The sequence below is a fragment of the Amycolatopsis sp. cg13 genome (genome assembly GCF_041346965.1).
Taxonomy (GTDB): Bacteria; Actinomycetota; Actinomycetes; order Mycobacteriales; family Pseudonocardiaceae; genus Amycolatopsis.
The window spans coordinates 4,856,796-4,871,237 of record NZ_CP166848.1; the positions used below are offsets into that span (position 1 = coordinate 4,856,796).

Annotated in this window: 12 protein-coding genes; 5 read left to right on the forward strand and 7 right to left on the reverse strand. The window is 67.3% G+C overall.

The window, feature by feature from the left end:
* Positions 1-68 precede the first annotated feature (68 nt).
* The gene (locus AB5I40_RS22300; RefSeq protein ID WP_370932082.1) at positions 69-1,160 is read right to left on the reverse strand and encodes an adenosine deaminase; all 1,092 of its coding nucleotides are present in this window, start codon (positions 1,158-1,160) and stop codon (positions 69-71) included.
* A 211-nt stretch (positions 1,161-1,371) separates the two neighbouring features.
* Between AB5I40_RS22300 and AB5I40_RS22305 the strand changes: the two genes are divergently transcribed.
* Entirely contained in the window at positions 1,372-2,463 is a 1,092-nt protein-coding gene (locus AB5I40_RS22305) for a PA containing protein (RefSeq protein ID WP_370932083.1), read from the forward strand.
* Positions 2,464-3,305: 842 nt separating this feature from the next.
* Here the strand turns inward: AB5I40_RS22305 and AB5I40_RS22310 are convergent.
* The 6 genes from AB5I40_RS22310 to AB5I40_RS22335 form a co-directional block, all read right to left on the reverse strand.
* Positions 3,306-4,580: a thymidine phosphorylase gene (locus AB5I40_RS22310; protein WP_370932084.1), complete on the reverse strand. Its 1,275-nt coding sequence runs from the start codon at positions 4,578-4,580 to the stop codon at positions 3,306-3,308.
* Positions 4,577-4,966: a cytidine deaminase gene (locus AB5I40_RS22315; protein WP_370932085.1), complete on the reverse strand. Its 390-nt coding sequence runs from the start codon at positions 4,964-4,966 to the stop codon at positions 4,577-4,579. The genes AB5I40_RS22310 and AB5I40_RS22315 overlap by 4 nt, the downstream gene beginning before the upstream one ends.
* On the reverse strand, positions 4,966-6,198 hold the full coding sequence (locus tag AB5I40_RS22320) for an ABC transporter permease (protein WP_336160549.1): 1,233 nt from the start codon (positions 6,196-6,198) through the stop codon (positions 4,966-4,968). Before AB5I40_RS22320 ends, AB5I40_RS22315 begins: the two co-directional genes overlap by 1 nt.
* Positions 6,199-6,245: 47 nt before the next feature.
* Positions 6,246-7,343 carry an ABC transporter permease gene (locus tag AB5I40_RS22325; RefSeq protein WP_370932086.1) on the reverse strand — a complete coding sequence of 366 codons (1,098 nt, stop codon included), beginning with the start codon at positions 7,341-7,343 and terminating at the stop codon, positions 6,246-6,248.
* The gene (locus AB5I40_RS22330; RefSeq protein WP_370932087.1) at positions 7,340-8,905 is read right to left on the reverse strand and encodes an ABC transporter ATP-binding protein; all 1,566 of its coding nucleotides are present in this window, start codon (positions 8,903-8,905) and stop codon (positions 7,340-7,342) included. The genes AB5I40_RS22325 and AB5I40_RS22330 overlap by 4 nt, the downstream gene beginning before the upstream one ends.
* Positions 8,906-8,984: 79 nt before the next feature.
* Positions 8,985-10,127 carry a BMP family ABC transporter substrate-binding protein gene (locus AB5I40_RS22335; RefSeq protein WP_354742347.1) on the reverse strand — a complete coding sequence of 381 codons (1,143 nt, stop codon included), beginning with the start codon at positions 10,125-10,127 and terminating at the stop codon, positions 8,985-8,987.
* A gap of 769 nt (positions 10,128-10,896) precedes the next feature.
* Here AB5I40_RS22335 and sdhC point away from each other — a divergent pair.
* The 4 genes from sdhC to AB5I40_RS22355 are packed head-to-tail and all read left to right on the forward strand — an operon-like array spanning position 10,897 to position 14,330.
* On the forward strand, positions 10,897-11,346 hold the full coding sequence (gene sdhC, locus AB5I40_RS22340) for a succinate dehydrogenase, cytochrome b556 subunit (RefSeq protein WP_078870582.1): 450 nt from the start codon (positions 10,897-10,899) through the stop codon (positions 11,344-11,346).
* A gap of 4 nt (positions 11,347-11,350) precedes the next feature.
* Positions 11,351-11,767, forward strand: coding sequence for a succinate dehydrogenase hydrophobic membrane anchor subunit (locus tag AB5I40_RS22345; RefSeq protein ID WP_037712346.1), 417 nt, complete (start codon positions 11,351-11,353; stop codon positions 11,765-11,767).
* Between the two features lie 35 nt (positions 11,768-11,802).
* A complete protein-coding gene (gene sdhA / locus AB5I40_RS22350) occupies positions 11,803-13,557 on the forward strand; it encodes a succinate dehydrogenase flavoprotein subunit (protein WP_370932088.1) in 1,755 nt (584 codons plus the stop codon).
* Positions 13,557-14,330 carry a succinate dehydrogenase iron-sulfur subunit gene (locus AB5I40_RS22355; protein ID WP_344270596.1) on the forward strand — a complete coding sequence of 258 codons (774 nt, stop codon included), beginning with the start codon at positions 13,557-13,559 and terminating at the stop codon, positions 14,328-14,330. Before sdhA ends, AB5I40_RS22355 begins: the two co-directional genes overlap by 1 nt.
* The last annotated feature ends 112 nt before the right edge of the window (positions 14,331-14,442 follow it).

Here is a 14,442-nt window from a genome sequence, read left to right on the forward strand (position 1 = left end):
AACGATAGTTGGCATAGCTAACGAACGCAACCGCCTTTCGGGGGCGGCCGCGCCTTCGGAGCCGGGATTCAGCCGAGCGCCGCGTACCCGGGTTTGACGACCTTCTCGATCAGCTCGAGCCGCTCGTCGAAATCGAGGAACGCGGATTTCATGGCGTTGATGGTGAACCAGCGGAAGTCGTCGAGGCCGAAGCCGAACGTCTCGGCCAGCGCGGCGAATTCACTGGTCATCGTGCATCCGCTCATCAGCCGGTTGTCGGTGTTGACCGTGACGCGGAAGCGCAGCCGGGCGAGCAGGCCGATCGGATGCTCGGCCAGCGACGGCACGGTTCCGGTCTGGACATTCGACGAGGGGCAGATTTCCAGCGGGATGCGCCGGTCCCGGACGTAGCCCGCCAACCGTCCAAGATGGACATTTCCGTCGGCGTCGGCGGTGATGTCCTCCGCGATCCGCACGCCGTGCCCGAGCCGTTCCGCACCGCAGTACTGGATTGCCTCGCCGATCGACGGAAGTCCGAACGCTTCGCCGGCATGAATAGTGAAGTGCGCATTGTTCCGGCGCAAATAGTCGAATGCGTCCAGATTTCGGGTGGGCGGGAATCCGTCCTCCGGTCCGGCGATGTCGAATCCGGCCACGCCGGCGTCGCGGTAGCGCACCGCGAGTTCGGCGATCTCGAGCGCGCGGGCGTGCTGGCGCATGCCGCACAACAGGGTCCGCACCCGGATCCGGCCACCGCCCGCGGCTACCCTCCGCATCCCTTCGGCGAAGCCTTCCTGGACGGCCTCAACCACTGCATCGAGTGACAGTCCGCGTTCCACGAACAGCTCCGGCGCATACCTCAGCTCGGCGTACACGACCCCGTCCGCGGCCAGGTCTTCCACCGCTTCGGCGGCAACCCTGACCAGCGCATCGTCGGTTTGCATGACACCACACGTATGGGCGAACGTTTCGAGGTACGACACGAGGGAACCGGAGTCCGCGACGGCGCGGAACCAGCGGCCGAGTTCCTCGGGATCCGTCGCGGGAAGGTCCCGGTAGCCGAGATCCTCGGCGAGTTCGGCGACCGTGCCCGGGCGCAAGCCGCCGTCGAGGTGATCGTGGAGCAGGACCTTGGGGGCACGGCGCAGGATCTCCGCGCTCAGCGGGGTTACGTCCGACATGCTCCAACGGTAGCCTCGCTGTCATTCCCCTACCTGGCCGTAACCGAGAGCACCGGAACAACCCTCTGCTCAGCACTGTGCGCAAGGAATCGGCCATCCGGGTGGCGCGCCCCTTATCCGCGTTCCCCGGGGGCCATACGCACAGCAATTTTCTTCATCGATAAGCTCGGGTCAGTCCCTTCCATTTTCCCCGCCGACGAAGGACACCGCAGTGACCACTGACAACCACATTGCCGCTCCGTCGTTCGACCGGATGCGCAACATGCTGGTGCGCGCGGCCGAGGTTCGTGAGAGCGAGCAGCAGCAGATCTTCGACGCGCTCGACGACATCTACGCCCGGCTCGCGCCGGTGGACTCCCTCGGCGCGGTGCGCAAGCGGCTGTCGGAAATGCCGGACCGGACCGAGGTCGGGGTGCTGGCGGAGCGCCTCGACGAGGCGATGACGCGGCTGGAGTCCCAGGACAACGCGATCGCCGCGCTCACGCACGCGGTGGAGAGCATCGTCGACAAGCTGGCGAAGCCCTTCGCCCAGCTCGACGGACGCCTCGACGGCGTGGCGGCGCGGTTCGAGGGCGTCGCGGGCCGGATGGACGGGCTCGAGGACAAGCTGCAGAACATCCACCGTCGGCTCGACGAGCTGGGCGGGCACCTGGACAAGCAGGACGCGAAGCTCGAATCGCTGCCGCAGGCCACGCAGGGCCCGATCCGCGACCGGATCGAGATGGCCGAGACGTCGCTGCGCGAGCGGATCGAGACCACGGACCAGGAACTGCGCTCCCGCGTGGACGAACTGGACCGCGCGACGAAGGAACGCATCGCGAACGCGACCGACGCGCTGAAGAGCGCGGTCTCCGACACCGGCGAGATGATCGACCCGGCCGCGCGCCTCGACTCCGTGGGCACGAAGCTCGAAACGATCACCCAGCGTCTCGACGACCTGTCCGGCCGCATCGACAAGGTCGAAGACGACGTCACCGGCCGCATCGGCGACCTGGACGGCTCGGTCCGCAGCGGCCTGTCGAAGGTCGAAAGCACGCTGTCGAAGCAGCCGGACACCGACTCGGTCGACTCGCTGGTGCGCCGCAGCAACGACGAATCGGTCCGCCGCATCGGCGGCCAGCTGGACGAAGCGATGGCGACGTTCGCCGAACTGATGCTGGGCGGCGGACCCGCGGTGCAGCAGATCGCGCCGCCGCCTCCGGCCCCTCGTCAGCCGCGCCGCAGCTCGCGGAACGGGCGTTCGCCGAAGGCCGCTGACGCCAAGGCCAAGGCTGGCGGCGACGCCGACGAGTCGACTGACTGACGGTTTTTGCATGAAGCCCCTGTCCACTGGGTTGGACGGGGGCTTCGTCGTTTTCAGGTGCCGCAAGCAGCCGCGTCGCCGCTCGCGGGCCGGGCGCTCGTCTAAGCCCGCTGACGCTAAGGGGAGGCTGGCAGCCGCTCGGATGAGTCAACTGACGGTTTTGCTTGAAGCCCCAGTCCGGGACGCGGACGGGGCTTCGTCGTTTCAGCGGCCAGAACCCGGACGCGGTATCAAGCATGATCGCTCGCAGTGCACAGCCGCCTGAACTCCGCAGCCACTTCTTCAAGACTGCTGCTGCCAAGACCAACAGTGCAACAAGCCGCCTCGCCGACAGCGCTGGATAAACCACATCTCCACCAGAAACCCAGGCGAAGACGAGCTGTTCCCCAGCCACGAGCCGCGTACAAAGGCCAGCCGCACGACCTCCTCGGCTTGGCCCTCCTCGGTGGCCGGGCCGAAGCCCACCCCCGCCCTCCTCTGGGGGGCTGCCCATGCCCAGTCTACCGGCGCTATCCGACGAAACCGGCCCGCAAAGCATGCGGAGGCCGATTGATCCACAACCGAGGGACGAGTGTGAACAACCTGGTCTAGAAGCAGGAACGCAGCCCGGCAGGTCCAGGAGCAAGCACGAAACCTCGCTGGCCAGCAACAAGAACAAAGCCCCACGGGTCCACCAGCAAGCACGAAACCCCGCCGGTCCAGAAGCAACAACACAGCCCCACCGGCCCACCAGCAAGCACGAAACCCCGCCGGTCCAGAAGCAACAACACAGCCCCACCGGTCCAGAAACAACAACGAAGCCCCGCCCAGAACTCCGGGCAGGGCTTCGTCGTGTCAAAACCTCAGGGACGAACGGTCTCCAGCACGATCCCCGTCGCAGCAGGTGCCTCAGCCCCCACCGAGAACGCGCCCTCCAAAGCGGCAAGAGCAGCAGGCACAGCGTCCGGAGTGTCCGTATGCAGCTCCAGCAATGGCTCCCCCGCCACCACCGCATCGCCCGGCTTCGCGTGACACAGAATCCCCGCCGCAGCCTGCACTGGGTCCTCCTTACGCGCCCGGCCAGCCCCGAGCCGCCAAGCCGCGACGCCCACCGCGTAGGCGTCCAGCGACGTCAGCACTCCCGACTCCGGCGCGGCGACAACGTGCACGTGCGCCGGACGCGGCAGCTCAGCCGACGGGTCTCCGCCCTGCGCGGCGATCATCCGGCACCACACCTCGTACGCCTCGCCCGAAGCCAGCGCCTCAGCCGGATCCGCGGAAATCCCCGCCAAAGCAAGCATTTCCCGAGCCAACGCCACCGTCAGCGAGACAACATCAGCCGGACCGCCACCGCGAAGAACCTCAACGGCCTCCGCGACCTCCACCGCATTACCAACAGCCCGGCCGAGCGGCGTGCTCATGTCGGTGATCAACGCCGTACAAGCAACCCCGTGCGCAGTCCCGATGTCCACGAGCGTCCGCGCGAGAAGCTGCGCCTCCGGCACAGTCTTCATGAACGCCCCGGACCCAGCCTTCACATCCAGCACAAGGCCTGAAGCACCTTCGGCGATCTTCTTGCTCATGATCGAGCTGGCGATCAACGGCACCGACTCGACAGTCGACGTGACATCCCGCAGCGCGTACAGCTTCTTGTCCGCCGGAGCCAGCCCCTCGGTAGCCGCGCAGACCACCGCGCCGACTGAATTCAGCTGCGCCGCGATCTCGTCCAGCGAAAGCGCCGCGCGCCAACCGGGGATCGACTCCAGTTTGTCGAGGGTCCCGCCGGTGTGGCCGAGCCCGCGGCCGGACAGCTGCGGCACCGCGGCCCCGCACGCCGCGACCAGCGGAGCCAGCGGCAAGGTGATCTTGTCGCCGACCCCGCCGGTCGAGTGCTTGTCCACGGTCGGGCGCGCGACGTCCAGCGACAGCCGCGAACCCGAGTCGATCATCGCGCCGGTCCAGCGTGCGATCTCGCCGTCGTCCATGCCACGCAAGAAAATCGCCATGGCCAGCGCGGCCATCTGCTCTTCCGCGACCGCCCCGTGCGTATAGGCGTCGACGACCCAGTCGATCTGCTCGTCGCTCAGCCGCCCGCCGTCCCGCTTGGTTCGAATGACGTCTACCGCAGCGAAAGTCACGGCAAATCCTCCGGCCCGAACGCGTCCGGCAGCACCTCCGACATCGGCAGCACCCCGCGCGGAGTGTCGACCAGGCAAGAAGAACCGCCGAGTTCGAACAGAATCTGGCGGCACCGTCCACAAGGCATCAGCAATTCGCCCGCGCCGCTGCGGCAAGCGACGGCAACCAAACGGCCGCCGCCGGACAGTCGCAATTGTCCGGCCATTGTGCACTCAGCGCACAAACCCAAGCCGTACGAAGCGTTTTCGACGTTGCATCCGGTTACCTGGCGGCCATCGTCCACAATGGCCGCGACGCCCACGTGCAGTCCCGAATAAGGCGCGTAAGCGTACGAGGCAGCTGAAACCGCAGCCGCGCGCAAACCTTCCCAGTCCACTTCGGACATTAGTCGCCCTCACCTCGCCGATACTGCGCACCGTCCGCCTTGGGTGGCCGAAGTCGTTGCGACGCAACGGCTAGCACGATCAGCGTGACGAAGTGCGCGGTGTACGGGATCAAGTCGCTCGGCAGCGTGTCGTTGGTCCAGTAGATCGCGTAAAGGATCCCAGCGCCGACGACACCGAGCGCAGCCGCGAGCCAGCGCTTCCGGATCAGCTGCACGATCACGATGATCGCCAGCAGAATGACCGCGCCGTACAGCAACGCCAACACCGCATCGCCGCCGCCGGCGAGCTGCAGACCGTCGGAGTACCCGAACAGCGCGGCACCGCCGAGGAGCCCGCCCGGCCGCCAGTTGCCGAAGATCATCGCGGCCAGACCGATGTAACCGCGGCCGTTGGTCTGGTTCTCCAGGTAGTCCGCGCCGCCCTTGAGCAGCACCAGCGAAGCACCGCCCATGCCCGCGAACCCACCGGAGATCAGCACGCCGACGTACTTGTAGCGGTACACGTTCACGCCGAGCGACTCCGCCGCGACCGGGTTCTCGCCGCACGAACGCAGCCGCAGGCCGAACCGGGTGCGCCAGAGAATCCAGTAGCTCACCGGAATCAGCACGATCGCGAGCATGGTCAGCGGCGCGACGCCGGTCACCAGTCCGCGCAGAATGCCCGCGACATCAGACAGCCCGACGCGCTGCTGGTTCTCCAGCGAGCCCAGCCAGTCCGACAATCCGGCCGCCGAATAGGTGTCGAACTTCGGCACCGGCGGCGACTGGCGCGGGTTTCCCGACAGCGGCTCGAAAATCAGGTTCGCCAGATACTTCGCGACGCCGAGCCCGAGCAGGTTGATCGCGACACCGGAGACGATGTGGTTGACGTTGAACGTCACCGTCGCCACCGCGTGCAGCAGCCCGCCCAGCGCACCGAACGCGATCGCGGCCAGCAGGCCGACCCACGCGCCGCCGTAATACGCACCCCAGGCCGCGCCCCAGGTGCCGAGGATCATCATGCCTTCGAGGCCGATGTTGATCACGCCCACGCGCTCGGCCCACAGGCCGCCCAGCGCACACAGCAGGATCGGCAGCGCCAGCCGCAGCGCGGTCGACGCGGTGTTGCTGGACGTCAGCGCCGAAACGCCGGTGGCGTACGACGCGGTGGACATGACCGCGATCGCGACCACGGCCCAGATCACGCCGCGCAGCCAGCCGGGGATCCGCGGCCGCTTGCGCTTGACCGGCATCGGCGTCCCGGATTCCGGACCCGGCCGGGAGAACTCCGTCGTGGTGGTCACACCGCACCGCCTTCCGCGACCGAGGCGCCCTTGCGGCCGTTGCCGGCGAGCGCCCTGCCGACCCTTCGCTGTTCCGCGGCGAGGTCGGCCCGGCGCACGATCTCGTACGCCACGACGACCGAGAGCACGATGATGCCCTGCATGATCGTCGCGATTTCCTTGGATACGTTGATCTGCTCCAGCGACACCGCGGAGGTGTCGAGGAACGCCCACAGCAGCGCGCCGAACGCGATGCCGCCGGGGTGGTTGCGGCCGAGCAGCGCGACCGCGATGCCGGTGAAGCCGTACATCTGGGTCGCGGTGATGCCGTAGCTGTAGTCGCGGCCGAGCAGTTCCGGCATGGCGACCAGACCGGCCACCGCACCGGAAAGCAGCATCGCGATGAGCGTCATCTTCTTCGCGCTCACGCCACCGGCCGCGGCGGCCGTCGAGGACTCGCCGCTCGCCTTCAGCTCGAAGCCGAACCTGGTGCGGTTCAACATGAACCAGTACGCCGCGCCGATTACGACCGCGATGAACACGAACCCGAACAGCGTGCCCGACCCGAGCGGGATGCCCGGGATCCGGCCGGACGGCGCGATCACCCTGGTCCCGATGTTGTTGCCGGTCTGCACGCCGAACTGGTCGGCGTTGATGAGGAACGCGATGATGCCGGCGACGATCGAGTTCAGCATGATCGTCGAGATGACCTCGCTGACGCCGCGAGTCACCTTGAGCACCGCCGGGATCGTCGCGTACAGCGCGCCGGAAACGATGGCCACCAGCAGGATCACGATGGTGTGGATGACCGGCGGCAGCTGCAGCGCCCCGCCGATGATCGCGGCGACCACCGCGGCGAACCGGTACTGGCCCTCGACGCCGATGTTGAACAGGTTCATCTGGAACCCGATCGCCACGGCGAGGCCGGACAGGTAGTACACCGTCGCGAGGTTCACCGTGTCGACCGCGGTGGAGCCCTTGAACAGCTGGCCGATCATCGTCCCGTACGCCTGCAACGGGTCGGCGCCGGAGATGACGAGCGCGATCGCGGACAGGATCACTGCGAACGCGATCGCGAGCAGAGGCGGCAGAAGCCGCGTGCGCCACGAACTCATGAGTCTTCACCTTCTTCGGCGCCGGTCATGGCGGAACCGAGTTCCTGCGGAGTAACGGTGGCGGGGTTGGCCTCGCTCACGAGCCGTCCGCGCAGCATCACGCGAATGGTGTCGGACAGCCCGATCAGCTCGTCGAGGTCCGCCGAGATCAGCAGCACGGCGAGGCCGTCCGCGCGCGCCTGGCGGATCTGTTCCCAGATCAACGCCTGCGCGCCGACGTCGACGCCGCGCGTCGGGTGCGAAGCGATCAGCAGCACCGGGTTCCCGGACAGCTCGCGCCCGACGATCAGCTTCTGCTGGTTACCGCCGGACAACGCGGCCGCCGGAACGTCGATGCCGGGCGTGCGGACGTCGTACTCGCGCACGATCCGCTCGGTGTCCTCGCGCGCGCCCGCGATGTTGAGCAGTTGCCCGCCGGACACCGGTTCGCGCGTCTGGTAACCGAGAATCCGGTTGACCCACAACGGTTGCGTGAGCAGCAGACTGTGCCGCGTGCGGTCCTCGGCGATGTAGCCGATGCCCGCCTCACGCCGGGCGAGCGTGCCCAGCTTGACCAGATCGTGCGTCTTGCCGTCCGGCGGAGTCAGCTCGATGTGGCCGCCGCTCGCCTTGCGCATTCCCATGATCGTCTCGACCAGTTCGGTCTGGCCGTTGCCCTCGACGCCCGCGATGCCGAGCACCTCGCCCGCGTGCACGGTGAAGGAGATGTGGTCCAGCACGTTGCGCTCGGAGCCTTCGGCGGACAGCCGCAACTCGCGTACCTGAAGGACCTCGCGGTCGGTTACCGTCGACTCGCGCGTCTCCGGGCTCGGCAGCTCCGAACCGACCATCATCTCGGCCAGCTCGCGGCTGGTGATCTTCTTCGGATCCGCGGTGCCGACCGTGGTGCCGCGCCGGATCACGGTGACCGTGTCGGCGATCGCGCGCACCTCGTCGAGCTTGTGCGAGATGAAGAGGAACGTGTACCCGTCGGCCTGCATCTCGCGGACGGTGGCGAAGAGCGCGTCCACTTCCTGCGGCACGAGCACGGCGGTCGGCTCGTCGAGGATGATGATTTTCGCGCCCCGGTAAAGGACTTTGACGATCTCGACGCGCTGGCGGTCGGCGACGCCGAGTTCCTCCAGCAGCGCGTCCGGCTTCGCGTGCAGCCCGGTCCGCTTCGACAGTTCCGCCAGCCGCGCCCGCGCCGCGCGGCCGATGCCGTGCAGCGCCTCCGCGCCGAGGAACACGTTTTCCGCGACGGTCAGGTTGTCGGCGAGCATGAAGTGCTGGTGCACCATGCCGATCCCGGTGCGGATGGCGTCCTGCGGGTTGCGCAGTTTCACCTCGGCGCCGTTGATGGCGATGCTGCCCTCGTCGGGCTGCTGCATCCCGTAGAGGATCTTCATCAGGGTCGACTTGCCCGCGCCGTTCTCGCCGCACAGCGCGTGCACCTCGCCCGCCGCGACGGTGAGGTTGACGTCGGAGTTCGCGACGACGCCGGGGAACCGCTTGGTGATCCCGGTCAACTGGACGGCCGGCACGCCCCGGTCGGGGACGGCTTCGGCCTCGATCTCGGTCATCGGAGGGGACATCCCGTTCTGTCGAAACGCGTGAGGGCCCGGAAGGAAGATCCTTCCGAGCCCTGCCGCGTCGTGAGCGTTACTTGGCCGGCTTGTCCGAAACCGTGATGGCGCCGGACACGATCTGGGCCTTGTACCCGTCGAGCACGTCCTTGATGTCGTCGACCTTGCCACCGGAGGTGGAATAGCCGACGCCGTCGGACTTGAGGTCGAAGCGCTTCGGCACCGTGCTCAGGTCGCCCTTCGCGACGGCCTGCAGGTACTCGAACACCGCGACGTCGACGCGCTTGATCATCGAGGTGATGATGATGTCCTTGTCGGCGGCGACCGTCTTCTGGTTGTACTGGTCGGAGTCGACACCGATGGCCAGCGCGTTGTTCTGCTTGGCCGCGTCGAACACGCCCTTACCGGAGGCGCCGGCGGCGTGGTAGACGACGTCCGCGCCGCGCGAGATCTCGGCGGCGGCCTTCGCGTTGCCCTTCGGCGGGTCCTGGAAACCGGAGAAGTCGCCGGCCGGCGTCAGGTACTCGTCCTCGACCTTGATCTTGCTCGAAACGGCCTTCGCGCCCTGCAGGAAGCCCGCCTCGAACTTCTGGATCAGCGGGGTGTTCACGCCGCCGACGAAGCCGACGTGGCACTTCTTGCTCTTGTACGCGGCGGCGACGCCGGCCAGGAACGAGCCCTGCTCCTCGGCGAAGACCAGCGGCGTGACGTTCGGCAAGGTGATCGAGTCGTCGTCGACGATCGCGAACTTGGTGTTCGGGTACTTCGTGGCGACGGCCTTGACCGACTGCGCGTAGGCGAAACCGACCGCGACGATCGGGTTCAGGCCCTGCTGCGCCATCTGCTCGAGACGCTGCTGCTTGGCGGCTTCGCTCTCGCTCGCGCTCGCGGTGCTCTCGTTGACGGTCGGGACGCCGAGGTCGGACTTCGCCCGGTCGGTGCCCGCGGCGGCCGCGTCGTTAAAGGAAGCGTCACCGCGACCGCCGACGTCGAAGGCAAGGCCGACCTTCAGCTTGCTGCCGTCGACCTTGCCCGAGGCGGCGCTGCTGCTCGTGGCGGCGGCCGGAGCGGCGGGCGGCTTCGGGGCGGTGATGCAGTTAGAGCCCGAATTGCCGTCCGAACCGGACGCGTTGTTGTTGCTTCCCCCGGTGTCCTTCGCGCACCCGGCCAGTGCAAGCACCCCAGCCATGGTCGCGGCGGCCAGCGCGGTTCCACGCATGCGACGCAACGTGTGTCTCCCTCCCCGCTGATCCAGCGGACGATCCAGGAACGGCCCGGTCACGGTCGCCGGGCTCAACTGGCAGACCGTACCCAACCGCCGGGTAACCGCCATAGGAACGGCACGCTACGTAACACAAACGTTTACTCGGAGGCTCGATCCGCGACCAATCCGGCGCCGACCGTGATCAACTGCCGCCCCGCCGCCCGCCGCGGTCACTCACTGTGGCCTCGCTTTCGCCCGGGAAAGGTCCGTGAAACCAGCCAGCGTCCACGAAGGGCCCCTTCCCGACGTCGATTCCCCTGCCAGGGACTTCAGCCGAGCGGTCTCAAACCGCCCGCCATCCACAAAGGACACCCAAGGTGGCGAAATGCCCGATTCATGCTCGTGAGGGCGTCTCGGCGAGTACGTGAGGGGAACCCTGAGGGAATCAGAGTCCCTCAGGGTTCCCCTCACGTACCTTCGCCCCGCCACCCGCATCGGCCCGGCAGAGCTCGGCGTAAGTCCCCGAGCACGGACAGCTCAGACGTGCTCCAGACCACACGTCCGAGTGGTCTGCCGTGGTCACCGGTGTCTGGTCTGTCACAGAGAGGAACCCGGAGGTGAGCCGCGCGTATGGGTCGGGTCTAGCATCCATGCATCCACGCTCGATGGCCCCTGATCTCGGCACCGTCGCCGGAGTTGTCCCCAGTGGACCGACCCCGGCCGCGGGTGCGGACCTCACCGGTCACCCGGGCACGACAGTCATGACGTTGGAGGCCGTTCACCGATGTCCACCACGGCGAGCACTGCCACCGAAAGCGGGGCAGGAGCTAGCGATCGGGCGGGTGCCTCACGCCGGCAGGGAACTTTCTACCGGGGCGACCCCGGCATGTGGTCCTGGGTGCTTCACCGCATCACCGGCGTGCTGACCTTTTTCTTCCTGTTCGTGCACGTGCTCGACACCGCGCTCGTGCGCGTGTCGCCGAACACCTACGACCAGGTCATCGAGACGTACAAGACGCCGATCGTGAACCTGCTCGAGGTCGGCCTTGTCGGCGCGGTGCTGTTCCACGCGCTCAACGGGCTGCGCGTCCTGCTGGTCGACTTCTGGGCCAAGGGCCCGAAGTACCAGAAGACGATGCTCTGGGTCATCGGCGTCGTGTGGGTGGTCGTGATGGTTCCGGGTGCGTTCTTCATGCTGAAGCGCACCGTCGAGACGCTTTTCGGGGGTGCCTGATCCCATGGCCGACGCTCTGATCCTCGACAAGCCGCGCTCGCCGCGGCGCCCGTCCGCCCGGCGCAGCAACTTCGAGCTCTACAGCTGGCTGTTCATGCGCATCTCCGGGCTCGCGCTGATCATCCTGGTGCTGGGCCACCTGTTCATCATGAACATCCTCGACGGCGGCGTGCACCGCATCAACTGGGGCTTCGTCGCCGGCCGCTGGGCCTCGCCGTTCTGGCAGTTCTGGGACCTGGCGATGCTGTGGCTCGCCGAGATCCACGGCGGCAACGGCCTGCGCACGATCATCGACGACTACGCGCGCAAGGACTCCACCCGGTTCTGGCTGAAGATCCTGCTGTACGTCTCGATGGCGCTCATCCTGGCCGTCGGCACGATGGTGATCTTCACGTTCGACCCCGAGATGCCTGCCTCCTAAGGCGCACCCACCACTAGCTAGCGGAGTCTTTCCCTATGCAGTTCCACAAGTACGACGTGGTGATCGTCGGCGCGGGCGGCGCCGGCATGCGCGCGGCCATCGAGTCCGGTCAGCGCGCCCGCACCGCGGTCCTCACCAAGCTGTACCCGACCCGCTCCCACACCGGCGCGGCGCAGGGCGGCATGTGCGCCGCGCTGGCCAACGTCGAAGAGGACAACTGGGAGTGGCACACCTTCGACACCGTCAAGGGCGGTGACTACCTGGTCGACCAGGACGCCGCGGAGATCATGGCCAAGGAGGCCATCGACGCCGTCCTCGACCTGGAGAAGATGGGCCTTCCGTTCAACCGGACGCCCGAGGGCAAGATCGACCAGCGCCGGTTCGGCGGGCACACCCGCGACCACGGCAAGGCCGCGGTGCGCCGCGCCTGCTACGCCGCGGACCGCACCGGGCACATGATTCTCCAGACGCTGTACCAAAACTGCGTCAAGCACGGCACCGAGTTCTTCAACGAGTTCTACGTGCTCGACCTGGTCCTGTCCGAGGGCGAGGACGGCAACCCGGTCGCCTCCGGCGTGGTCGCCTACGAGCTGGCCACCGGCGAACTGCACGTGTTCCAGGCGAAGTCGATCGTGTTCGCCACCGGCGGCGCGGGCAAGATCTTCAAGACCACTTCGAACGCGCACACCCTGACCGGCGACGGCCTCGGCATCATCTTCCGCAAGGGCCTTCCGCTGGAGGACATGGAGTTCTTCCAGTTCCACCCGACCGGCCTCGCCGGCCTCGGCATCCTGATCTCCGAGGCGGTGCGCGGCGAGGGCGGCATCCTCCGCAACGCCGACGGCGAACGGTTCATGGAGCGCTACGCCCCCACCATCAAGGACCTCGCGCCGCGCGACATCGTCGCCCGGTCGATGGTCCAGGAGGTGCTGCAGGGCCGCGGCTGCGGGCCGAACAAGGACTACGTCGTCCTCGACGTGACCCACCTGCCGGTCGAGGTCCTCGAGACCAAGCTGCCGGACATCACCGAGTTCTCCCGCACCTACCTTGGCGTCGACCCGGTCAAGGAGCCGGTGCCGGTGTTCCCGACGTGCCACTACGTCATGGGCGGCATCCCGACGAACATCCACGGCGAGGCGCTGCGCGACAACGAGCACGTCATCCCGGGCCTGTACGCCGCGGGCGAGGTCGCGTGCGTGTCCGTGCACGGTTCGAACCGGCTGGGCACGAACTCGCTGCTGGACATCAACGTGTTCGGCCGCCGCGCGGGCATCGCCGCCGCGGAGTACGCGCTGGCGCACGACCACGTCGAGCTCCCGGAGAGCCCGACCACGCTGGTCGAGGAACAGCTGGAGCTGCTGCTGTCGGAGCACGGCGACGAGCGCGTCGCCGACATCCGCAAGGAAATGCAGCAGACGATGGACTCGCACGCGTCGGTGTACCGCACCGAGGACACGCTGAAGCAGGCGCTGACCGACATCCAGGCGCTCAAGGAGCGCTACCAGCGGATCACCGTGGCGGACAAGGGCAAGCGGTACAACACCGACCTGCTCGAGGCCGTCGAGCTCGGCTTCCTGCTGGAGCTGGCCGAGGTGCTGGTCGTCGGCGCGATCGCGCGCAAGGAGTCCCGCGGCGGCCACGCCCGCGAGGACTACCCGAACCGCGACGACACGAACTTCATGCGGCACACCATGGCCTACAAGCAGGGCGAGGGGCTGTCGGCCGACATCCGGCTCGACTACAAGCCGGTCACCTTCACCCGCTACGAACCGATGGAGCGGAAGTACTGATGACGACGGCCACCCCAGAGGCGCCCTCCGCCAAGGCGTCCGACGAGCACACGCCGATCCAGGTCACGCTGAAGATCCTGCGGTTCAACCCGGAGGTCGACCAGGAGCCGCACTGGGAGTCCTACGACGTCCCTGCGCAGCCGACCGACCGCGTGCTGAACCTGCTGTTCTACGTGAAGGACTACATCGACGGCACGTTCTCCTTCCGCCGCTCGTGCGCGCACGGCGTGTGCGGTTCGGACGCGATGCAGATCAACGGGATCAACCGGTTGGCCTGCAAGGTGCTGCTGAAGGACCTGCTCGAGAAGAACGGCAAGAAGACCGAGATCACCATCGCCCCGATCAAGGGCCTGACGACGTTGAAGGACCTCTACGTCGACATGGACCCGTTCTTCGAGGCGTACCGGGCGATCAAGCCGTACCTGATCACCTACGGCAACGAGCCGACCCGCGAGCGGATCCAGTCCCAGGCCGACCGCAACCGCTTCGACGACACCACCAAGTGCATCCTGTGCGCCTGCTGCACGTCGTCCTGCCCGGTCTACTGGAACGACGGCTCGTACTTCGGCCCGGCGGCGATCGTGAACGCCCACCGCTTCATCTTCGACTCCCGCGACGAGGGTGCCGAAGAGCGGCTGGACATCCTGAACGACGGCGAAGGCGTGTGGCGCTGCCGCACGACGTTCAACTGCACCGACGCCTGCCCGCGCGGGATCCAGGTGACGAAGGCGATTCAGGAAGTGAAGCGGGCGCTGCTTTTCAAGCGCGTCTGATTTTTGACGGTACGTGAGGGGAACCCTCAGGGAATCTGATTCCCTGAGGGTTCCCCTCACGGCTTTTTAGCCGAGGTGTCCACAAGTCGGCGTATTGTCCACAGATCAGCCC